Genomic DNA, 23,348 nt, shown 5'->3' with positions numbered 1-23,348 from the left:
TGTATTCAATTCTTCCATCAATTCAAAAAAGCAAGCCTTTCCGCCCTATATGTCAGGACAGACCTCAGAAAAGATCACCAAATTAATTTTAATGTTTTCAAAAAATTCCCATATATTCATAACTTGTTGAAATAAAAACCATTAACTTCATGACTGCCCTATCAAAATTTATATCCTGGAAAAAAGGGAATACCATTGTCTCATGGGTCCTTATCCGATTGGTGTTTCAGGTTATTTTTAACCGGGAAAATGTGCCCAGGCACATAGAATTGTTGGATGATACCTTGACAGATCATTGCTCCAGGATCAAAAGAAACCGTTGGGTAAGCGTTATTAATTTCATGATACGGCCCAGATTTGTGCGCAGGCTGGTGGAAAACCGTCTTAACAGGAACATGGACAGTCATGAAAAGGTGGTATTGTCTTTGGATAAGGAGTTGACCCGTGAAGATTTTTTTCCAAAAGAAAAGAATAAAAGAAGGAAATGGGCCAACTGGTTTGGTAACCACTTTTCAGAACCCCTGCAATTTTTTGTACCAGGAAATGGAGAATATAAGAACTTTTCACCTCAGGATCCCAGGTGCGGCACCTACGATTATTCCGGCCTCGAAGAGGTTTGTTCTTTGGTCAGGTTGGCCGAAAAAAATGGCCGTAAGATCCGGGCCATAGGTTCCGGGCATGCCCTGACTGCTGTTGCCCAATGTGAAGACTATTTGGTTTGCACCCAGGACATGAACATGACCCAAAGGCCGGCCAGGGAATGGATCAAGGAAGCATTTCGGGATGGATTTGAGGTAGAGGTGAACTTTGGCAATCAAAAAAATACGGAAACCCACTATTTGTTTGAGACCGGTGGCGGCACCAAGATCAGGCATTTGATTCAGGCCCTTACCCATCACCAACTGGCTTTGATCAACCAGGGGGGCTCCAGTATTCAATCCATTACCGGAGCCATTGCCACTTCTACCCATGGTTCCGGCATTGGTATAGGTCCGGTTTCTGCCTTTGCCAAGTCCATGACCATAGTAGGTAAGGGGGGGAAAGTGTACCGTGTAGAGCCCCGGGATGGCATCACTGATCCAGAGGCATTTCAAAAGGACGAAAGGAATAAAAAGCATGGAATCACACTGATACAGGATGATGAAAAATTCAATGCGGTAATGGTGGGCATTGGATCTGTAGGGATTGTTTTTTCTATGATATTGGAAGCCCAGCCGGATTACCGGCTTTTCGAAGAAAGGATTTTGCGGAATTGGGAAGATGTCAAAAAAGAGATGATGCAGGAAGGCATGTACCACTATATCAATGCTCACCGGCATTTTGAGGTACTGATCAACCCCTACCGGGATATGGAATCTCCTACGGAAGATGGTAAAAAGAGAAAATGTCTGGTCACTACCCGAAATTACAGTGAAAAAGAACCGGGTGGTCACCATGCCGGGAGGGAAAGGAATTACATATCTTCTTTTATTTCCGGCATAGCCATTTCCGGCAGGCTTTCTCCCTGGGTGTTTAATAAAAACCACCTATCTATACCGAGAATGACGAATAACTCCCTTAAAAGGCTGGTGGATCACAAGGATGATGCCGGTGGAGGGTTTGAAGACCAGGCCAGAAATGTATTGGACCAGGGGCTGGGTGAATTAAAGTTTTATGGGTATGCCATAGAATTTGGATTTCCTCTGGACAAGGTGTTTGAAGCAGTAGATTTGATCATTAAAAATTGTGAAGCTTCTCAGGAATACGATCAATTATTGGCTGCCCCTTTTGCTTTGAGATTTGTCAAGAAGTGTCCTGCCCATTTATCCATGATGAACCAATCGGACATGTGCATGATCGAACTGGTCAGTGTCAAGGATGTTACCGGTAGTTATCCCTTGTTTATGCGTTTGGAAAGGGCATTGCTGGAGTTGGGTGCAGTTCCTCACTGGGGGCTTTCCGTGGAGCCCTGGCACCGTCAAATGGTTGAAAAAGCCTTTCCCAGGTTCAGGGATTGGGAAAAGGAGCAGGAGTTTTTTGGAGGCAGTACTTTTTGTAATGCCTTTCTGGACAGGATTCAGCACTCATAGTGATTTCCGAAAAGCGGCCAATTCCTTGTAAACCCTTCTTCTGGCCCGGTTGATGCCGCCCACTGGCGCATGGGCTTTTAGTCCTATCCAGGGAGAAAATTCCATTTTTTCACCCAGGTGTACCCTTTCTTCGGTATCAAAATCCTGCTTTGGAATGTTCAGGCTGGCAACCGGGACCAGGTCGGCTTTCCAGACTTTGGAGGTATTCTCCAGGGGCTGATCTTTTTCGTTTTTGTGGATTTGTACATTCAGGGTAAAGGCATGTTCCCTTTTTTGGCAATCTTCCCTGAGCTGCTCCTTGAGAAAATCCTCCGAACGGGGCTCTTCCAGGCTGTAACCCAAAGCCGGATTGTTAGGGGTCAAAACAAATTTCACAAAATGGTCCGGCCCGTGTTTGAAAGCACCACCGGAGAAATAGGTCTGGGAAAGCAGGTTATCGTGTTTGGCCGCATATTTAAGGGTAAGAAAAATACTGCGCCAATGTGCGGGGTTAATGGCAAAGCGCAGCTGCTCCCAAAGGCCAAATAGTACTGCACGGATAGCCTTTCTATACAAGCGGATGGTCCATGTAGAAAGGATGGGGCTTGTGGTCATTAAAATATTTTGAGTGGCAAATCCGATAGGGTCTTCCTCTATCATTTCCCCTTCCACCTGCAGTATTTTTATGGCCAATCCTCTGCCAGACGCTGGTTTGTCAGATTGTATTTTTGGAGGGGCATTGGAAAGCCGGATCCAGACATCATATTGTTTGGCTTCTTTGAAGAGACCTACCTGCAGTGCCTGGGGAATATCATTGTAAATCGTAAGTGTTCCCTTGAGGAGGCCATGCATTTTGGGGTGAAAATTTCTCAGTATTTTTCCATCCGGATACTGTCGGCTCAGGTATGCTTTCATCACCCGGATCAATTCCTGAATGTCTTTTTCTTCTCTTGGTGTATAGGTGTCATTCATGGTCAGCAATGTATTGGAGTGCCCTGATGCCGGGTAAAAAGAAATAGGCACCGCCTTTTATGGTGGTAAAATTTGGTAATTTGTCCAGTTTTCTCCTTACCGGGTAGGCGGGAATACTGAATTCGTCCGTTTTCCGGGATTCACTCTGGTAATGGTTGCCAATGATGGGATCAGCATCATTCTCCAGGCCTCCGAATTTGTGAAAGTTCACCCAGTTGTTTTGTACAAATTCAAATTGTCTGCGAATATCAGTTACCAGGCATATAAAATGGAGTCCACGCTCCTGGGTATCGGCTATACTATCCAGCATGTCTTCAGGATTTAATTCCGGGGTAACCGGTGGTCCATAGGGCCTTCCTTTTCTGATCATGCGGTGTTTGGCAGCCATTTCAGTGGAGTCTTTCTGACTTTTTTCGGTAACCAAGTGATCCCTTGGATTGGTTCTCCGGATATGGGAGCCGATGGGACATTTTAATCCGTCTTTATCTGCCTGCCAAAACCCAAAATCATTTGTTTCGGAAAGGTTGGGGTCCGGCTGCACGGGACATAGGGTCAAAGGAGAGCCATCAGGCCACCTGCCCACCATTTTGCTGGCAAGGGCAATGGCAGAAATTTTATCCTTGCTTTGCGCTTTCATGTATTGCCAGAATACATGTACTTTTTGTTCCATTTGTCTGAAAACAAGGTAGGTGCCGTTTTTTCCCAGATCTTTTAGAGATTCATTATCAGGATGATAGGGTAGCCTATCCTGTTTGTCCAATGCCTGCGGTACCGTAGGGCTTGGGGCATATTCCTCATAAAGGTTTTTATAACCCATGATAAATTCTCCTGCCGGAAAGGTGACTGCCTGTTCATCCGGTTCTTTATGTAACAATTCCCAGATTAAGGGTCTGGAGATATCATCCCGGAAGCCAAAATGTTCTTTCTGACCATGCAGCATTCCGGTGGGTAAGGCATGCAACATGACTATACCGCAGGAGTCCGTCAATACCTTGATTTCGGACAAGGTTCGATCCAGTTTTTCCAGGTCTTTACCGAAGACCATCAACATGAAGTGCAGGTTGTTTTCACCCCAGGACCAGTTGTGGGGAGCATTTTCACCGGTGTCTCCCAGGATAAACTGCCGCTGTTTTTCCGTCATTCCTTCTTTGAATTCCCTGCAGAAACTATCCAGAACAGGACCAGGAAGATTCAAAAAAGCCATGCCTTCGTAGGTAAAGGCGATTTGCAGGGCCTGCTCCTCAGGTTTTTCGGTGGCAGCTGTGATTTTGGGAAGGATTTCTTTTAAAAAATTACCTGCTTGGGCAGGGTCGGTAAAGCTATACAGCAGGTAGCTGGCGCTGCTGAGGTTGCCATGTCCCCTGATCAATAATCCCTGAATGTCTTCCTTTTCGAGTATCGTCATTTTTATAAAGTTAGCAGCCAGTCCTTGATTGCTGCATCATCCATTTTTTTGTTCAGGCCCTCCCGAAAAGCCCTGTTTCTTTTTAAATTTTCCACACTCAGGTCATGTTGGGAGGCATACCAGAATTGGGTCACCTTTTGGTGCGCTCTTACTCCCTTCATGTAGTTGCTGCGGTGGTTGTATTGCTTGTGTACCAGCCAACGGGTTGCCGGGAAACCAAAAGCATGGCTGAAAATAACGGCCATGTTCATGGACCTCCTTTCGCTGTCTACAAAGTCATGGGCGTATGCCTCGGAGAGGTTATCAAAATTGGCGATGAATACCAACCTTTTGCCCTTGTCCATCTGAAGCCATCTTGCGGTATGTACTGTGGGGATATAGGCAAAGTAAGCCACCAATCCCACGAGTTTTAAGGTAATCCCAAGAAAAACACGGCGTATCCAGCCGCGTTTTAATGGAGCGATTACCGTCATTTCATTGATTACCGGATTGGTTTCGAGCGCCACTATTTCCCGCACCTTTTCATCCGATAGTTCCTGGCTGGGTTCATGGGGTATATTTTCGTTGAGGCGCAAAAGCAAAAACAGCAAAAGCAGCAGCAGGAGGAATAAGGGAAAGATACAAGCCAGGATTTTCAATACCAGTACATCCAGAAAAATACAAAGTACCAGGGAAACCAGGGAGCTCAACATCACCAAACCAAATAAGCCAAGCGGCCACAGCATCTGGATTTTATTCCTCAGGGTGTAGGGGATTTTTTTGCCAGCCCAGGACAACTGAGGATGTTTCCGGACAAAGGATTCGATGTTGTCTTTTACTTCTTTTGGGGAGGCAGGTTGAGCTTCATCAGCCAATTCTCTGGTATATTTCCAAACCTCAGCTTTGAGTTGCTTTTCCCTGACTACCTCCCGGGTACTGATAAATTTGAAACCCGAATAAAAGGTATTGGGAATGCTTTTGCGTTTCAAAAAAGCAACCAATCCCGATTCATCCAGCTCATTTTTGGGGTATTCCGGGCTTTGGCTAAACACCTGTTTGATCTGAGGCGCCAGAAAGGTGGCCAATTCCCGTATGTGCTTCGATTTGCTTCCCACATAACTGCTCATCAGGATGATCCGGGCAGGAAGTTTTTCTCTACCTGCATAGGTTTGGACAGGTAAAGTCAGCCAACTGATAAAAAAAGTACCGGGCAAAGACTTATTGTATTTTTCCTGATAAATGTTGAGGTCCTTCCGGTACTCAAAAAGCAAACCATTTACATAAGGTATTTTTTCCTCATTCAGGGTAACGGTTACGGTAAGGCCTTTATGGACAGTGGACATAGGCTGATAAAACTTTTACTCAATATAAAAAATTTTGTCTGCCATTCGCAACCCCATAGGATAAATTTCTTTGTTAATACCTACCAATACGCTATGATTATTTTAAAAAAAAATAATTTTTTTCAACCAAAAATAGCTGATCCTATTGGCTTGGGGTACTTAGAGGAGTAAAGGCAAAAACCTGAAATGAAATCAAGTCAAATAAAACGGTATTTTGAATCCTGGCTAAAGGAGAAAACGGGGAAAAAGGGTCGGCATGATTCGCGGCAGTTGTTTGATAAGCTGGCCAGATTGGGAAAGGACCCTGATGCGGAAGCCATTCGTCAGTCAAAGCTCAGCGTCTGGAAGGGTTTGGAGGAGCGCAGGGCAAGGCAACTGAGAAACACCTACTGGCTTCAAGGATTTAGCAAATATGCCGCTGTATTTTTGCTTTTGGGGCTTTCGGGTTGGATTTACTGGCAGCTGGCTTTTTCTTCTGTTGATTCGCCTGCAATGAAGACCAAGCAAACCCTGGAGGGCATGCGTTCTACCATTACGCTAAGTGATGGGAGCAGGGTCAGGTTAAATGAAAACAGTGAATTCGAGTTTCCAGAGACTTTTTCAGGAGACCAGAGATTGGTCAAATTGGAGGGAGAGGCATTTTTTGATATTACACCAAATCCCGATAAGCCATTTATAGTTCAAACCGGAAATGCTGAAATTGAAGTTTTGGGAACTTCCTTTAACATCAATACCGATCAGGCTACAGAGGTTACCGTGACCAGTGGAAAGGTAAAAGTAGCCGACAGGCATTCCCTGGAGCAGGCTTTCCTACACCCGGGGCAGCAGGCAGTTGTAGACGGTAAAGCCATTGCCATCCATGAGGTAAACCCGGAATATTTTATCGGTTGGCATACCCGGAGTTTGTCCTTCGAGGAAGAACCGGTGGAAAAAGTATTTGAAATTCTGGAAAGAGCCTATGGGGTAGAGATTAACACTACATTTTCAGGCAAAAGACCCCAATGCCTGATAACAGGGACCTATGAAGGTGAAAGGATTGAGACTATTTTGAGGGGAATGAAGCACCTACTTGAATTTGATTATCAAACGGATATCCGTACAAAAACCATATCGATTAACATTATTCAATGCAAATAAAATCCATGCCTATGAGAAAGACGAAATAAGCAAAAAATGATCCGGCCACTGCGGCAACAGTACCGGATCAGGCTCAAATTCCAATCAAATTAACAAACTCAAAAGAATTTAAAGCACTTAAAATTATGCAAATTAATTTACTTAAACTATTGATCATGGCATCAAAGAAGCTATTGTATGCCTTCCTGATTCAGGTGATTGCCATGCAATTTATACTGGCCACACCTTCTAATAGTCAAAATCTGGAGGATGTCGGGATAAGTATTCAGGCCAATTCCCAGAGTCTGAAGGAAATCTTAGAAGTTATAGAAGAAAAGACAGTCTTTAGCTTTACCTATAACCAAAAAGTAGCCAGGCACAATAAACGAATTTCTTTTAATTACCAAGACAGTAATGTAAAGGAGGTACTTCAACATTTGGCACAAATTACGGATTTTGAATTCAAAAGGTTAAACAAAACAATATACGTAGCACCAGGAGATAAATCTTCAGGCCCCTCGGAAGTGATGATAGAGGAAGGAGAAAATGAAGCAGACGAGGATGAGGTAACCATTTCCGGAACAGTAACCGATGAAAATGGGGAACCTCTGCCTGGAGCAACTATATCAGTCCAGGGTAGTTCTACCGGTACCGTTACGGATCTGGATGGTACTTATTCATTAAATGTACCGGAAGGTGCAACCATTGTTTTTTCCTTTATCGGATACCAATCCCAGAGTTATACCATTGAAAACCAAACCACAATTGACGTACAAATGGTTCAGGACGAATCTTCTCTGGAAGAGGTGGTTGTAATTGGTTATGGTACCCGGGAGAAGAAAGATTTGACCGGAGCAGTCACGCAGATCGATTCTGAGGAAATCACGAAAACAGCAAGCATGACACCTGAACTGGCGATGCAGGGAAAAATGGCAGGAGTATTTGTTTCGAATCCCGGTTCAGACCCCAATGCACGGCCCTCCATTCGGATTCGGGGAGTAAGTACCCTGGGTTATAATGACCCTCTTTATGTAATTGACGGTGTTCCTTTGGTAGAGGGCGGGGCTGCATCCGGAGATGCACGGTCGCAAGACCAAAGAGGAGATGTCAATGTTTTTAATCTTATCAACCCCAATGACATCGAATCCATTTCGGTATTAAAGGATGCTTCGGCCACTGCCATTTATGGTGTTCGGGCGTCAAATGGGGTCATTCTAATTACCACCAAGAGGGGGGCAAAAGGGAAACCCAAAGTCAGCATTTCGTCTAGATATGGGGTTCAAAATGTCAGGAATGATTGGGAGGTAATGAATACCAATGATTACGTCGACACCTATCTGGAGGCTTTAAACAATAACCCGGCAGCTTCACCTGATCCTAATTTTTTCCAATTTTATGATAGCAGTTCACCAGAATATCTGGGGAATAGCCCCTATTATACCGATCAATGGCTTGAGGCAACACGGGTAAAAAACGCAGTGATTCAAGACCACAATGTATCCATTACCGGAGGCAATGAGATGTCCAATTATGCCGTAGGGGCTGGGTTTTCGGGGCAGGAAAATGCCATGTATACCAGCACCTTCAACAGGTACTCAGCCTATGTCAATTCTGATCACCAGGTAGCCAGCTGGTTAAAAGTTGGTGAATCTTTTCGTTTTGTCTATTCTCAAACAGCAGAGGATGGAGGGGCAGGCTTAAATACCGCTTTTTCTGCTCCATGGCAACCATTGTATGATCCTTCCGGATTTAGGGGATATGCCGCCCCAGGCCGGATTGTAGGAGATTCTTTTTTAAGTAACGGGTATGGCGGTGCCACCAGAAATAATTTCCTGGCCATAGCAGATTTGAATACCGTGCAAAGAGACATGATACGAAATATTGGATCGTTTTATGCGGAAGCCAGTCCCATCGATGGCCTACGATTGCGGGGCACGTTTAGCTTTGACCAATTTACCAATACACAGCAGCGGTTTTTTGACCAGAGAAGGGGGATTTTTGAGGCAAACCAGGGGACACCCTATTCGGGAGAAGGAAATACCTATCGCAGGAGAATTAACGAGAATATCAATATTGTAAAAGAATTTTTGATCGGATACAACAAAAGTTTTGGCGAACACCGTATAGATTTGATTCTTAATGCTATGGACCAGCAGGTACAATGGAATAATACGCAGTTGGCGGCTGATCAGAATTCACCTCTTCCAGGTTGGGATCAGCGCCGGATCGAAGAAGGATGGGCAAGGGAAAACAAAGCCGTGCTTTATGAGCGTTCTCCATCTGGTCTACAAGGATACATGGGAAGGCTAAGCTATAGTTTCGCAAGCAAATACTACCTGGACGCTACTGTAAGAAAAGATGGTACTTCCAAATTTGGCCCTGGTTACAAATGGGGAACGTTTCCCAGTTTCGGCGCTGCCTGGAGATTGTCATCAGAAAACTTTATGAACCAGGGTTTCATTGATGACCTTAAACTTCGTGTGGGATGGGGTCAGACCGGAAATCAGGAAACACGTGATTTTGCCTTTTTGTCCCTGGTAAATTTCAACCCGGTCTATGCCCTGGGCTCAGGCGGAAGTGCTGCCGGCGATGGGATTATACAATCCGCCGCCGCCTTGGGTGACTTTCCTATTGTAGATATGAGTTGGGAGACCGTCACGACAACCAATATAGGATTGGATGCCATGTTGTTGAGCAACAGGCTCTCCCTTACTGTTGAATATTACCAAAGATACACAGATGGAATCCTCCAGGCCATCAATATCCCACAGGTAATTGGCGCACTGTCTCAGCCGGTTGTCAATCTTGCAAATGTGGATAATCGAGGTTTTGAACTCCAGGGAAATTTTCAGGATAAGGTAGGGGATATTAGTTATTCAATAGGAGCCAACCTCACTACCGTAAGAAACAGGGTTTCCAACCTCTACCAGGGCAGACCCTCTGGAGGAAATTCCAATCGAATTGAAGAAGGCAGGCCGATTAATTTTTTGTGGGGTTACCGGACTGATGGAATATTTCAAACCGAAGAACAGGTAGAATCCTGGTTGGAAGAAAATGAAGATCCGGGATATCAGGCACAAAAATCTCCCGGTGATATTCGATTTGTAGATATTCAGGGACCTCCTGGTGAGGAAGATGGGGAAAATGCTTTTTTTAGCCCAAATCCCGATGGCAGGATTGACGCCTTTGACCAAACCTATATTGGAAAGTCAATTCCTGGATATTATTATGGAATCAACCTGGGACTCAATTATAAAAACTTCGATTTTAGCATTGACTTTAGGGGTTTGGGTGATATGCAGCGAATATTCACCAACGGACTGCAGAGTGTAGGTGCCGGAGGAGGAAATTACCTGGTAGATTACCTGGATCGTTGGACAGCTACCAACCCATCGAATACGATTCCAAGGGCAATTACCGAAGATCCGTCCGGAAACAATAGAATTGCAGACCGACATGTAGCCAATGCCGGATTTTTTAGATTTCAAAATTTTCAATTGGGTTATAATGTTTCGGGAAACTTGTTGTCAAGGCTTGGAGTGAGCAATCTTAGAGCTTACCTGATGGGGCAGAACCTTCTCGTATTCAGTCCTTTTCCCGGACTAGATCCCGAGAATGATACCACCCCGACGACTTTTATTTTGGGCGTAAACCTTGGATTTTAATAAAAACCGAAATCAAAATGAAAAAGATAAAATATATCATCAGTTTATTCATCATCACGGGATTGGCATTTCTTTCCTGTGATGATTCAACCATAGAATTAGATCCCATTGGGGATACTGAGGCTGGTTTTTTCCAGACGGAAGACCAAATGACCCAGGCTGTACTAGGAACCTATCAAAAATTAACTTTCTTTTATACATTCAGGGGAGGCCCTAATAACTTTTTGCAGGCCATATGGCAGCTGCCAGGTGACGATCTGACTACAGAAGCCAACCACCCTCACGAGTTTTTCTCCGGACTCAATGGGAATAACGGGCAATTAAATGCTTTTTATAGATTTTCTTACCAATTGATAGCACGCGCCAATACTTTAATGCAAAAAATAGAAGAAAATGGATCGATTGCCTATGAAAATCAACCCGAACTGATGGATTACCATCGTGGAGAGGTGTTGTTTTTAAGGGCCTGGATGTATTTCAAGCTTTGGAATACCTATGGTACAGCACCTTTGGTTAGGGAAAGAATTGTAGCGTTAGAGAATGCTTTCCCTCCCAATTCTCAAGGCACTGAGCTATTGGATCAGGCTATCCAGGATTTGGAGGTAGCAGCGCAAATTTTACCCGAGGCCTGGGATGATGCCAATAAGGGAAGAGTGACCCGCAATTCAGCCTTGGGGCTTAGGGGAAAAGCATTGGTATTCAGGGGTACAGTGACAGGAAGCAATGCTGATTTTACCAGTGCGATTCAGGATTTTGATGCCATCTCCGGAGTTTCTTTGACTTCCAATTATGGAGATAATTTCAATGCGGCCATGGAAAACAACGAGGAATCTCTTTTCGAATTTCAGGCCAATAATCAGGCTGGCATCAACAATGTTTTTTTGGATAATGATAGCTTTGCAGTGGTGGGTGACATTGGCGCCTACTACGGGCATTTTGTCAGAAGACCAACCTGGGTGGGAAATACCGTATATTCTGCAACCTCCTCGTTAATGGATGAGTTTGAATCGGGAGACCCCAGAATCAATTACATTTTTGATCCGGAACCCGGATTGGTTACCAATGTAGTTAAATACATCAAGGATGGAAATTGGACCAACAATCCGGGTGGAGCCAATGGTTCCAGTCGAAATAATCCAAGGATTCTAAGGTATGCAGACATATTGCTGTTGAAGGCTGAGGCTACCGTTCGCTCTGGGGGTAATTTGGCGGAAGCCGTTGCCCTTTTGAATCAAATCAGGGAAAGGGCAAGGATGTCAGGAGAAATTGACATGTCAGAAGTACCCTCAGATTATACACTTACCGGAGAAACTGAAGCCACTGTATTGGAATGGATATTCAAAGAAAGAAGGATGGAACTCGCCTGTGAGGAAGGTCACCGGTGGTATGATTTGAGAAGGAGGCATTTGGCTGGAGAAATTGATTTGACAACCTGGGATTTCGACAGCAAAAGAATCGATCTTGAATTTGAAGATTTCCATGTCAATTTTCCTTTACCAGAAATTGAGGTGATCGAGAACGAAAACATGAACCAAAACGCCGGTTATTAAAAAATAAATATCAAACCTATTGAATCAAATTATTGCAAAGATCCCGGTATTATTAGGTGATAATCACCTCTTTTACCGGGGTTTTTCTTTTTGGCCTTTTCTGAAACAGGCGGAAGTGTGTCCAATGAATGAAGGTGAAAATGGCCATCAAAATCCCATAAAGCAAATCATTCATTTTATTCCCGAAATAGTAAGGGAATTGGATCCAACTGTTATTTGATTTTTATATAATTCATTTTGGCAACCCATTGGTGATTATATGGGATCGATCTTCTGGTAGAAAGCAATGAATTCCTTAAAAAATTTTAATTATTGATGCATTAAGGTTTAATTTGTATGAATTGTTGCCTTCAGACAGAACTAATAATCATTAATTCAATATCCATGACATTTAAAAATATGTTGCCCCTGTTTGCTGCCTTGCTGATGGTCTCCTGTCAGCAGGAGCAGGCGGAGCAAGCTGAAAAACAAAAACCCAATATCCTGTTTATCCTGGCCGATGACCTGGGATACCACGATTTAAGCTGCATGGGCAGCGATTATTATGAGACACCAAATATCGATAGGATAGCCAATGAAGGTATGGTATTCACCAATGGTTATGCCACCTGCCAGGTTTGCAGCCCCTCCCGGGCCAGCCTGATGTCTGGAAAATTTCCAGCCAGGCATGGCATTACGGATTGGATAGGTGCCAAAACCGGGGAAGCCTGGCGGGAAGCAGGGAGATTCAATAAATTACTTCCCCCGGAAAATAAAGATCATTTGGAACATGAATACACTACCCTTCCTGAAGCCATGAAGGAAGCGGGTTATACGACCTTTTTTGCCGGGAAATGGCACCTGGGAGGGGAAGGTTCGTACCCGGAAGACCACGGTTTCGATATCAATCAGGGGGGATTTGAACAAGGAGGCCCCTATACAGGAGGCTATTATTCACCTTTCAATAATCCCAAAATGGAGGATCATGAAGATGAAGTAGGAATGAGCCTGTCCATGAAACTGGCAAAGGAAACGGCCAAATTTATCACTGATAATAAAGACACCACTTTTTTTGCCTATCTATCCTTTTATGCGGTGCATTCGCCCATTCAGACCTCCAAAGAGAAATGGTCCAAATACCGGCAAAAGGCCGAAGAGGCAGGCATTGCAGAAACGGGGTTTAAAATGGCACACTTTCTTCCTATCCGGCAGGAGCAGGACAATCCGGTTTACGCCGGACTGGTAGAAACCATGGATGATGCCGTTGGGCATGTATTGCAAACCCTTGACGAACTAGGCCTGGATGACAATACCATCGTCATTTTCACTTCTGACAATGGAGGCGTTTCAGCAGGTGATGCCTTTGCCACTTCCAATCTCCCGTTGCGTGGCGGAAAAGGGTATCAGTATGAGGGGGGTATTCTGGAGCCTTATTTTATCAAAACCCCCTTTCTGGACAATGCAGGAAAAACGTCAGATGCCCCGGTGACAGGAACGGATTTTTACCCTACCCTGCTGGAATTGATAGGTGCTGAATTAAAACCTGAAGAACATGCCGATGGGGTCAGCCTGGTTCCGCTGCTTACCGGAGGAACCATCGAGGAAAGACCCCTGATCTGGCATTATCCCCATTATGGCAATCAGGGGGGGGAACCCTCTTCCATTATCCGGCGGGGAGAATGGAAGCTGATCCATTATTATGAAGATGGAAGGGAAGAATTGTACAACCTGGAGGAGGATTTGGAAGAAAACCATGATGTGGCTGCCGAAAACTCCGAATTGGCCGGTAGGTTGAGTGAACAGCTATTTGCCTACCTGGACGAAGTAGGGGCCTTATACCCCAAAAAAGACCCCATGTACGATCCGGCGAAGGAACAAGAGTACCTGGACAGGGTAAGAAATGTCCGTATGCCCGCTCTGGAAAAGCAGCGGATGGAATTCCTGTCCAGGGATTTTGATCCGGGCAATCAATGGTGGGGCAGTGATGTGGGGAATTGATCGGATCTCCAGGCACTTGGAAATTTATAGGTAATGCCTTAATCCTGAGTATTGGGTAACAGGCTGAATTCCTCCTCCCGTTGCTGAGGTTGAAAACCAAAATACTTTATCCACTTCCCGGGACATTGGATAGCTGACTGGCTTTAGCCGATCTCTGTTGGAAAGGCTTCGCCAGTTGCTCCAATTCCCTAATTCCCATGTCCCTGGATGCCGTTGCCCCTATTTCAGCCTGAAAAGCCCTGGTTTTTTCGGTATAGGTATTTGTAGAAAGCATTTGTTTGATGGCCCTTTGAATGGTACCCTTATCGGATTTGGTTGAAAGCCTGATGCCACAACCATGATAAGCGATTTTTGCGGCATTGTCATGTTGGTCCCGGCCCATGGGGATCACTATCAGGGGTAATCCGTTGGCCAGGGCCCTCATGATGGTTCCATGACCCCCATGGGTAATAACCAGATTGGCTTCAGGAAATACCCGGGAATGGGGAGCTGAACGAATAACTTTAATTTTTTCAGGTACCCTGATGTCATGCAGGTCGATGGCCCATCCAATGGTTACCAATCCCCGTACCGGGAGTTCGGCCAAAGCCTGTATACATCGCTTTACAATACCTGCCTGATTTTGGAAGGTAGTAGAAAAACTGACCACTACCAATGGCTTGTTGTCTCCCTGCTCCCATGGAGTTTCCCATGCTTCCACCCAATCCGGATCATCCAGAACCGGGCCGGTATAACGCACATTAGTGGGAGCGGGATCCAATGGGAAATCAAAACTTTTAAGCGTTTGAATCATTCTCAGATCTGCCTGATGAATCATGGAAATAAGGTCATCTAACTTATTCAACCCCAAATCCTGCCGGATAGCATTGATTTGGGAAAGGTGACTGTTAAATACTTTTGAAAAAATCCTACCCAGTAACCGGTCCCTTATTTTTTCCAATGTCCCTTTTCCCGGAATCAATCCCATTACACCCGGGGGACGGTTTTTTCCCGGAAGGTATTCCGGCATGTGAAATAACAGTACCCCTGGGATATTCAGGCATTCTCCAGCTATCAAAGCAGGAAACAATAAACAATCCACGACCAAAACATCTGCTTTTGTTTGCTTCAGGGCTTCGACGGTTTCTTGTACCGTAGTTTTTGCAGGCCCGAAGATGATGTTTTTAAATACAGTTGGTTTTTTTAAGGTGGAATCATTCCAATCCTGGCAAATATCTTCGTTTCTGTCTTCTCTTGTAAAATGTTCTTTAAATGGGATGAAATTGAACCCCAAAAATTTTACAGCCGTTTTCAGGCAGGGTTCCGTCAATACATTTACTTCATGGCCCCTGCTTTGAAGCCTTTTTGCAAGTCCGAAAACCGGTGGAATATTACCACCTCCATCTACAGTGAGAAAAAGGAAATTAATTTTATCTTTCATAATGCTGGAGTTTATGTTTTTCCCTGTTGAATTAATCCTTCAACCAGGGATTTGAAAACGACAAATGTGGCTTCCCGACTTTTGTTTAAATCTCTTCGGAGCAGTTTCCACAAGTAAAATTCTGTTGCGGTAATAAAGGATAGTAATTTTTGTTCATAATCCGGGTTCTCAGGGTCCGGCAGGAAAGGAGCAAAAATCTTTTCGCACCATTCCCTGTGATAAGCCCTTCCGCTATCCAGTATTTTTTTGGCTATGGGTAATTCTTGTTCAATGGCGAGTGTCCTGATAGCGGCATCGCCAATGCGCTCATAATCCCGGACCAGAATGGTCAGGGCCTGCAGGTAATCTCCTTCAATCGCAGTTTCCCTTTCTTTTTTAATGTTGGATACATCCTTTTCTATGCTCGCCTCAATCAAACCTTCCTTAGATCCGAATTTCCGCAGGATGGTTCTGACGGTAACCCCGGCATCTCGGGCCACCATATCCAGTGTGATTTCATGAATGGATAGTTGCTCCCAAAGTGCGAATATGGATTGCATGATGCGTTTATCATTAGCGGATGCCATTTTAGTCCTGGTATCCATATTGTAGTTTCGCTTGGGTTTTTTCTTATTCATGTCATGAATATAGACATTAAATAAATTAATGTCAACATAGGTGACATTAAAATCAGGATTCGAATAAATTTAATTATTCAACTTTTTGGTTTATTTTAGAAATTGAATAAAAAATATTTACCCCAACCCAAAATGAAAAATCTAATCGTTGTATTTGGCCTGTTTGTATTAATTTCTTGTAATTCCACCCAGGAAGAGCTTCCCCCTCCCAATATTTTATGGATTACCAGCGAAGACAATAGCCCGTTTGCAGGCTGTTATGGCGATGAGTTTGCCACTACCCCCAATATGGATGCCCTGGCTGCTGAAGGATTTTTATATACGCATGCCTATGCCAATGTGCCGGTTTGTGCCCCAGCCAGAAATACCATTTTGACAGGAATTTATGCTACTGCGGGTGGTCACCAGCACATGAGGAGTTATTATGATAAATCCGACCTGATACAACCTTACCCCAGGATGTTGCGTGGGGCAGGGTATTATTGTACCAATAACGTCAAGGAAGATTATAACATTAACCCTGACCAAAATCAGGATTTTTGGGATGAATCCAGTAATCAGGCCCATTATAAAAACAGGCCTGAGGGCAAACCCTTTTTCGCAGTTTTCAACACCACGATTTCCCACGAAAGCTCCATTCATCAATCCACTCCTACTGAGGAGCTGCGCCACCGTCCGGAAGATGTCACTTTGCCTCCTTATCATCCGGATACGCCGGAGATGCGCCACGATTGGGCCCAGTATTACGATAAAATCGAAGATATGGATAAAAGGATTGGGGAGTTGCTCCAGGAGCTTGAGGAAAGTGGACAGGCAGAGAATACCATCGTATTTTATTATGGAGACCATGGGGGCGTATTGGCAAGGAGTAAAAGGTATGTGTATGAGACGGGTACCCGTGTACCCTTCATTGTCAGGATTCCAGAGAAATACAAGCACCTCTATCCTGCCGAACAGCCGGGAAATGAAGTCAACCGCCTGATCAGTTTTGTGGACCTGGTGCCTACCGTGTTGAGTCTAATCGGAGAAGAAATACCCGAATACTTACAAGGGAAAGCCTTTCTCGGAGAACAAAAAACAGAAGATCCCGAATATGCCTTTATGTTCCGCGGAAGGATGGATGAACGCTATGATATGAGCCGTTCGGCCCGGGATAATCAATACCGATATATACGCAACTATATTCCCTACAGGGTATACGGACAGTTTTTGGAATACCTCTGGCGTGCTCCTTCCATTCAATCCTGGGAAGCTGCCTATAAAGCAGGAGAGTGCAATGAGATCCAGTCCATATTTTGGAATACCAAGCCAGCAGAGGAGCTTTATGATACGGAAAATGACCCCTGGGAAGTCAATAACCTGGCAGATGATCCCCAGTACGAAGATGTACTTAAAAGAATGCGTGCTGCTACCAAAGACTGGATGCTGGAAATAAAGGATTCCGGATTTATTCCGGAGGCTGAATTGATAGACCGGACGGAAGGAACTACTACCTACGATTACATGCGGGAATCCGGTCTGGAGCTGAACGATTTGATAGATGGTGCAAACCTGGCTTCAGATCCTCAAAGGGGAGACATTCCCTTTCTTAAAGAGATGCTGAATGAGGATGAGGCTGCGATCCGGTATTGGGGAGCCACAGGCTTGTTGATCCTGGGGCAGGAGGCTGAGGAAGCCGTTGAAGCCTTGAAAAGTGCCCTGGCAGATTCCTCCCCAAATGTGAAGGTGGTGGCAGCAGAAGCCTTGTATCAGCTGGGGCACGAGGAGGAGGGACTCAGGGCCTTGTATGAAGTATTGGAGACCCCCAATTCTTTTGCGAGGACCCATGCATTGAATGCCATTGACAGCATAGAAGATGAGGCTGCTGCTACCCAACAGGCAGTCCTGGATATGATTGGGATGGTAGGGGATTTTAACCGGCAACATTATGACCTCAGGGCAGCAAAGGGCTTGCTGACCAAGTGGAACGTAGATCCCATGGACCATGGCTATGATATGAATTGGTAGCGCGATGAAAAGGAGGTCATTCATTACCACAATAGGGACTGGGGCTTCCGTTTTTTTAGCTGGAGCAGGTCCTACCCAAATGGATCCGAATTCCATGGAGCCATATGTTTACCCGAGTCCGGATCAATTTGATGATGTTCTCAACCAGAAGGGGGAATTCATGCTTCGGCTGGAGGTAAAGGCCGTAGACAGTTTGGAACCTGCCAGGGTAGTAATGGAATTTCATATACCCCGAGGCAACATTGGAAAAGTACGTGATTTTCCATTTGCCAATGAAAGTGCAATTGTGGATCAAGAAAACAGTAGGTTTGAATTGAAGGTTGGAAAAGCTTTCCCTTATATATTTGCTTTTTGGTTAAATGAGCCCAGGCCCAGCACATTATTTTCTTTTTCATTCAATGGAAATGTGGAACAATTTACTTTAGCACAGCTGCTTGATGAGCAGGAGCTCTCCTTTCAGCAGCAGGGGATATCTGTAAGTTGTAATTACCTGTTAGATAAAGAAATAGGCAAGCTGAATCTGGAAAAAATAGGAATTTCAGGCGCAACCGACTCGTTTTCCATAGCCATTCTGGCCGACCCTCAGGGAGGGAATCCTGTCACGCCAAAGGCCCATCCTACGCGGATGAAAATCCACAATGCATTCATCGAAGACAGCGTCAACAGAATAAATGACCTGAATCCCAGTCCGGTACTTTCCCTGGTATTGGGAGATATTGTGGATAATCAGGGAGAGAAATCTCATTTTAAGGCCATGCATGATTACCTCAAAAAAATACAAACGCCCATCCTTTATGCAGTAGGTAACCACGAAACCCGCTATCAGGCAACATTTAAACCAGGTTATCACATGGCTGAATTCAACCATTATTTCAGTGCCCAAAAAGCCATGAATGGGATGGAATGGTTGCTCTATAGTTTTGATTTAGGTGACTGGCATTTTATTGTTTGGCCGGACCCCCTGCGCGCTGATTTTTTTGAAACCCATCCCCATTACTTTGATTGGCTGGAGGAGGACCTGCACGAAAACCGGGACAAACCCACTGTGTTCTTGCAACATGTGCCCGCCCACCCCATAGGGATAGATCCTTTGATCAATTATGCAGAATCTGTTGCTGTGAAGCGCATGGTTTTGGACAGATTGGCTACTCATGGTAATGTCAGGTTTATATTTAGCGGGCATGTGAATATCCCCATTAAAGCCTCTTTTAAGACAGCTGTGAGCTACAAGGGCATGAAAATGATCAACCTGCCCGCAGCCGGCTACCGGCCAAGGGCCTTCGGGGAAGAAGAGCTGCACGGAGGACCTTCTCAGGGAGTTTTGATTTTTGAAATTCAAGGTAAGGAAGCCAAAGCCTATTTCAAGACGGTGACCGAAGAAGTTTATCCCTATCCGGAGGAATTGCCGGAATTCAATGAATCGGCCTATCCCCTGTGGTTGAATTACAAGTGGCAGTTGGACGCTGATGAAGAGATAAAAAACGGAAATTTCGCTCAGGGGCTGTCTCATTGGCACCCTAGATTTGTGTACAGGGAAGATGACCATCCCTCCAATCGCATGGAGGTGAAAAGATTCCAGGGTTACCAGGCCTTATACCTGCGCAGCGAAAAAAGAAAATACCACATTCCCGGCCAGGACAGGTTGCCCCAAACCATTAACCATGTTTGTCAGGGACTGCTGCTGGATGCTGCGCCAAAGATGATCGCCCTGGATTATTGCCTGGACAAGCAATCCGTAAACCTTACAAATGCCTGGGCAGGTGGCTATATCTGGCTGGAAGGATTCCAGGGAAGTGTCAAGCTTTTAAATATGGCTTATTGGGTGGGTAAGGGAACCTCCCAGCTTATCGACAGGTTTACCGATCAAAAGGAAATACCCTTTCTTCACTTTCAGTTGGATGACCAAATGGAGCATTGGCAGCAGGTGCAGCTCAATTGGTTTTCGGATTATCAGCATCAGGGGCTGGACATTTCCCAATTGGACCGGTTGGTGATCAACCTGGGTACCTGGCATGTAAACGATGGCAACAGCCCGGGTTTCGGTATTTACTTTAGCCAGGTGAGGGTACCCAAACAGGTTCGGGAATCCACCGTCAATCAAAGAAGAATCAAACCCATGCCCGATGAAAAAATGTGGTGGATGAATAAGTACGAGCCATTTGTTCACATTGCGGGAGAGCACCGGTATATCATGTCTACAGGTAAAAAGCATTGATGATGAAGATTAAGTTAATTCCATTCTTACTGTTTCTCACACTTCTGAACGCCTGTCAAAAGGATAGCAGCTTTGAAGTTCACCAACTATCTACCAATCACCTGGAAAAGCCTTTGGGATTGGAAGAGAAGCCTGTTTTTAGCTGGCAAATAAGTGCAGAAAGTGGTTTCAGGCAGGATGCCTTCCGGATTTTGGTGGGTAGCAGTACCGATAAGCTGGAAGAGGGGAAGGCAGATCTTTGGGATTCCGGCAAAATCCACGCTTCCCAATCTGTGGGCCAGGTTTATCAGGGTAAAACTCTGGAGCCAGGGGTAAGGTATTATTGGAAGGTAATGGTATGGAATCCCCAGGATCAGCTTGCAGAAAGTCAGTCTTCCTGGTTTGAAATGGGTTTGACGGAGGACAGCAACTGGGAGGCACCATGGATTTCCCATGTAGAGGAAGGTAGGGAAGTCCCGCCCCTCACACCAGCACCTTACTTTCGCAAAACCTTTGAATTGTCGGAAGAAATCCAATCAGCGAGGCTGTATATTGCTGGTTTGGGATATCATGAGGCGCTGATCAACGGGCAAAAAGTGGGTGACCATGTCCTGGATCCCGCCCTGACACGGTATGATAAAAGGGTGAAGTATGTGGTCCATGATGTCACTCATTTACTTCAAAAAGGTGAAAATGCCATTGGAGTGGTTTTAGGAAATGGTTGGTACAACCAACACACCCGGGAAGCCTGGGATTTTGATCAGGCACCCTGGCGGGCCTCCCCCGCGCTCAGGCTGCAGTTGAAAGTGGTGGATGCAGCAGGAAGAGAACGCTGGATCTACTCAAACAGAGACTGGAAATACAGCCTGGATGGCCCCATAATCTTTGACGGGGTGCACAATGGGGAATCCTATGATGCCCGAAAGGAAATGCAGGGATGGGCTGCCCCGGGATTTTCAGGTGATTCCTGGAATGATGCCGTAGAAATTTCCGGTCCGCAAGGTAAGATGTCTGCTCAGGTGATGCCTCCTATTCGGGTGACCGGCAGGCTGGACCCCAAATCTAGTTGGGAAGTAAACGACAGCACGTTAATGCTGGATTTCGGTCAAAACCTTACCGGCTGGGCCAATATCCGGGTAGATGGACCGGCAGGCTCAGGTGTGAAAATGCGGTATGGCGAACGCATCTATCCCGATAGCACGCTGGATGTGGAGGAACTCAGCCGCTTTATCTGGACCGGAGATACCCAGACCGACAGGTACTACCTCAAAGGAGAGGGGGAAGAATCCTGGCATCCCGTATTTACCTACCAGGGTTTTCAGTATGTGGAGGTGACAAAAAGTGATCTGGAGGTGGAACTATTGGATATACAGGCCGATGTGGTCCACACGGATCTTGCTGAAAGGGGTTATTTCAGAAGTTCGAATGACATGTTCAATCAGCTGCAGGAAAATTTTCGCTGGTCTTTTTTGGGTAATTATCATGGGTATCCCACCGATTGTCCCCACCGGGAGAAAATGGGATGGTCCGGAGATGCCCTGTTGGTGGCTGAAACCGGATTGTATAATTTTGGCCTGAGCCGGGCTTACCTGAAGTGGATAGATGACTTTCTGGACGAGCAGCGGCCAAATGGAGATCTTCCCGGTATCATCCCCACCAGTGGCTGGGGCTATACCTATAACCAGGGTGAAGATCCGGAACGTGGGTACGGACCGCAGTGGGAAGGGGCGTTCCTGGAAGTTCCCTGGCAACTCTATCGGTTTACCGGCGATTCTACCATAATCAGGAATTACTACCCGGCGTTCAAAAAATATGTGGATTACCTGAATGCGCATGCCGATGGATACCTCTTGAATTTTGGCATTGATGACCACAAACAGCTGGAGAACAAGACGCAGGGACCTTTCCTGGCATCCGCCTTTTTCTACTATTTCAGCAACATACTTTCGCAAATGGCAGGGATTGCCGGAGAGGAACAGGACAGGCAGACCTATTCCGATATGGCAAGCAAGATTAGAGAAGCCTTTCATATCAAGTACTATCATCCGCAAAGTGGTATTTTCGATCACGGCGGGCAGACTGCTCAGGCTGTTCCCCTATTCGTAGGCCTGGTAGTAAAAGATCAGGAAGCCGCGGTACTGGCCACGCTTCTGGAAGCCATTCAGGAAAAACAGGGGCATATCAATGCCGGGGTAGTGGGTACTAAGGCCCTGATTCAGGTGTTGATGCGTTTCGGGCATTCCGAATTGCTTTATGAAATGGCCGACAAACGCACCTATCCGGGCTGGGGCTACTGGGTGGATGAATTGGGAGCCAGCACGCTTTTTCAGAACTGGGACGGATCCCAATCCAGAAATCACATCATGTTTGGGACGATAGGGGATTTCTTTTACAAGGGGCTAGGCGGCATTCAGCCAACGGATGAAGCGGCTGGATTCAAGCGGATACTACTAAAGCCATCTTTTCCCGATGACCTGGAATGGGTGGAAGCCGGGCATCAATCCCCCTACGGTTGGATCCGGTCCCATTGGAAGAGGGAAGGGGAGCGCATCCGTTGGGAAGTAGAAGTGCCGGGCAATTCATCGGCCGAAATTCGTTTGCCGGCGGAGCTGACAGATGAATTGCGACTGAACGGGAAACAGGTAGCCGCTACCGATCTGGTCAGTGGGGCCGATACTGCCGGACCTTACATCGGTTTATTGGTGGCTAGTGGCAGGCATGTGCTGGAGTTTTGACGGCTTTGGGCAACTAGATATTCTCCAAATTAAAATGCCATGGTTTTAATTCAATCAGCATGGATTTTGTGTCTGCTATTTGGGAATGTTTCAGCGAATAAAATTATACGATAAAATGGAAAGAAGTCACATGTATTGAGATATTGTCGCATCAAATGCGCAATGATATCCCAATATTTCTGCTTCAAACGGGGTGTATATTCAAGTTATGACTTTTTCATATTAAAATTTAGAATAATTAGTTGTTTTTATTAAATTAATAAGATATTTTAGATCCACTTTTAGTATTTTTTGATAGTCGCAGGTACTGCAACCTATAA

General features: G+C 45.4%; 13 protein-coding genes. 8 read left to right on the top strand and 5 right to left on the bottom strand.

Annotated elements, in window-relative coordinates:
• Positions 1-149 precede the first annotated feature (149 nt).
• The gene (locus tag GL182_RS11145; RefSeq protein WP_163379764.1) at positions 150-2,069 is read left to right on the top strand and encodes an FAD-binding protein; all 1,920 of its coding nucleotides are present in this window, start codon (positions 150-152) and stop codon (positions 2,067-2,069) included.
• On the opposite strand, the gene GL182_RS11140 is transcribed toward GL182_RS11145, so the two are convergent.
• The 3 genes from GL182_RS11140 to GL182_RS11130 are packed head-to-tail and all read right to left on the bottom strand — an operon-like array spanning position 2,064 to position 5,747.
• The gene (locus GL182_RS11140; protein ID WP_163379763.1) at positions 2,064-3,020 is read right to left on the bottom strand and encodes a catalase; all 957 of its coding nucleotides are present in this window, start codon (positions 3,018-3,020) and stop codon (positions 2,064-2,066) included. The two genes, GL182_RS11145 and GL182_RS11140, sit on opposite strands and share 6 nt — an antisense overlap.
• On the bottom strand, positions 3,013-4,425 hold the full coding sequence (locus GL182_RS11135; RefSeq protein WP_163379762.1) for a Dyp-type peroxidase: 1,413 nt from the start codon (positions 4,423-4,425) through the stop codon (positions 3,013-3,015). Before GL182_RS11135 ends, GL182_RS11140 begins: the two co-directional genes overlap by 8 nt.
• Before the next feature lie 2 nt (positions 4,426-4,427).
• A complete protein-coding gene (locus GL182_RS11130; protein ID WP_163379761.1) occupies positions 4,428-5,747 on the bottom strand; it encodes a peroxidase in 1,320 nt (439 codons plus the stop codon).
• 186 nt (positions 5,748-5,933) lie between these two features.
• Here GL182_RS11130 and GL182_RS11125 point away from each other — a divergent pair, with 186 nt between their 5' ends.
• From GL182_RS11125 to GL182_RS11110, 4 genes are all read left to right on the top strand, one after another.
• On the top strand, positions 5,934-6,884 hold the full coding sequence (locus GL182_RS11125; protein WP_163379760.1) for a FecR family protein: 951 nt from the start codon (positions 5,934-5,936) through the stop codon (positions 6,882-6,884).
• A 155-nt stretch (positions 6,885-7,039) separates the two neighbouring features.
• Positions 7,040-10,528: a SusC/RagA family TonB-linked outer membrane protein gene (locus tag GL182_RS11120; RefSeq protein WP_163379759.1), complete on the top strand. Its 3,489-nt coding sequence runs from the start codon at positions 7,040-7,042 to the stop codon at positions 10,526-10,528.
• 17 nt (positions 10,529-10,545) lie between these two features.
• The gene (locus GL182_RS11115) at positions 10,546-12,078 is read left to right on the top strand and encodes a RagB/SusD family nutrient uptake outer membrane protein (RefSeq protein WP_163379758.1); all 1,533 of its coding nucleotides are present in this window, start codon (positions 10,546-10,548) and stop codon (positions 12,076-12,078) included.
• Between the two features lie 384 nt (positions 12,079-12,462).
• Positions 12,463-14,055, top strand: coding sequence for a sulfatase (locus tag GL182_RS11110; protein ID WP_163379757.1), 1,593 nt, complete (start codon positions 12,463-12,465; stop codon positions 14,053-14,055).
• 106 nt (positions 14,056-14,161) lie between these two features.
• Here GL182_RS11110 and GL182_RS11105 read toward each other — a convergent pair whose 3' ends face one another.
• Both GL182_RS11105 and GL182_RS11100 read right to left on the bottom strand, forming a co-directional pair.
• Complete coding sequence (locus tag GL182_RS11105) at positions 14,162-15,475, bottom strand: glycosyltransferase (protein WP_163379756.1); 1,314 nt, start codon at positions 15,473-15,475, stop codon at positions 14,162-14,164.
• Between the two features lie 11 nt (positions 15,476-15,486).
• The gene (locus tag GL182_RS11100) at positions 15,487-16,092 is read right to left on the bottom strand and encodes a TetR/AcrR family transcriptional regulator (protein ID WP_163379755.1); all 606 of its coding nucleotides are present in this window, start codon (positions 16,090-16,092) and stop codon (positions 15,487-15,489) included.
• Between the two features lie 132 nt (positions 16,093-16,224).
• Between GL182_RS11100 and GL182_RS11095 the strand changes: the two genes are divergently transcribed.
• From GL182_RS11095 to GL182_RS11085, 3 genes are read left to right on the top strand one after another with little or no spacing between them, the layout of a single operon-like run.
• Positions 16,225-18,099: a sulfatase-like hydrolase/transferase gene (locus GL182_RS11095; protein WP_163379754.1), complete on the top strand. Its 1,875-nt coding sequence runs from the start codon at positions 16,225-16,227 to the stop codon at positions 18,097-18,099.
• Positions 18,100-18,103: 4 nt separating this feature from the next.
• Positions 18,104-20,314, top strand: a complete 2,211-nt coding sequence (locus tag GL182_RS11090) for a metallophosphoesterase family protein (RefSeq protein WP_163379753.1) — start codon at positions 18,104-18,106, stop codon at positions 20,312-20,314.
• On the top strand, positions 20,314-23,028 hold the full coding sequence (locus GL182_RS11085; protein ID WP_163379752.1) for a family 78 glycoside hydrolase catalytic domain: 2,715 nt from the start codon (positions 20,314-20,316) through the stop codon (positions 23,026-23,028). Before GL182_RS11090 ends, GL182_RS11085 begins: the two co-directional genes overlap by 1 nt.
• Positions 23,029-23,348: the final 320 nt, after the last annotated feature.

The sequence above is a fragment of the Cyclobacterium sp. SYSU L10401 genome, assembly GCF_010993705.1.
Taxonomy (GTDB): domain Bacteria; phylum Bacteroidota; class Bacteroidia; order Cytophagales; family Cyclobacteriaceae; genus Cyclobacterium.
This window is presented reverse-complemented; position numbering and strand designations above follow the sequence as displayed.

Coding starts and splice junctions, on each gene's coding strand:
- GL182_RS11145 (WP_163379764.1), top strand. CDS start 150: ATGACTGCCCTATCAAAATTTATATCCTGGAAAAAAGGGAATACCATT.
- GL182_RS11140 (WP_163379763.1), bottom strand. CDS start 3,020: ATGAATGACACCTATACACCAAGAGAAGAAAAAGACATTCAGGAATTG.
- GL182_RS11135 (WP_163379762.1), bottom strand. CDS start 4,425: ATGACGATACTCGAAAAGGAAGACATTCAGGGATTATTGATCAGGGGA.
- GL182_RS11130 (WP_163379761.1), bottom strand. CDS start 5,747: ATGTCCACTGTCCATAAAGGCCTTACCGTAACCGTTACCCTGAATGAG.
- GL182_RS11125 (WP_163379760.1), top strand. CDS start 5,934: ATGAAATCAAGTCAAATAAAACGGTATTTTGAATCCTGGCTAAAGGAG.
- GL182_RS11120 (WP_163379759.1), top strand. CDS start 7,040: ATGGCATCAAAGAAGCTATTGTATGCCTTCCTGATTCAGGTGATTGCC.
- GL182_RS11115 (WP_163379758.1), top strand. CDS start 10,546: ATGAAAAAGATAAAATATATCATCAGTTTATTCATCATCACGGGATTG.
- GL182_RS11110 (WP_163379757.1), top strand. CDS start 12,463: ATGACATTTAAAAATATGTTGCCCCTGTTTGCTGCCTTGCTGATGGTC.
- GL182_RS11105 (WP_163379756.1), bottom strand. CDS start 15,475: ATGAAAGATAAAATTAATTTCCTTTTTCTCACTGTAGATGGAGGTGGT.
- GL182_RS11100 (WP_163379755.1), bottom strand. CDS start 16,092: ATGAATAAGAAAAAACCCAAGCGAAACTACAATATGGATACCAGGACT.
- GL182_RS11095 (WP_163379754.1), top strand. CDS start 16,225: ATGAAAAATCTAATCGTTGTATTTGGCCTGTTTGTATTAATTTCTTGT.
- GL182_RS11090 (WP_163379753.1), top strand. CDS start 18,104: ATGAAAAGGAGGTCATTCATTACCACAATAGGGACTGGGGCTTCCGTT.
- GL182_RS11085 (WP_163379752.1), top strand. CDS start 20,314: ATGATGAAGATTAAGTTAATTCCATTCTTACTGTTTCTCACACTTCTG.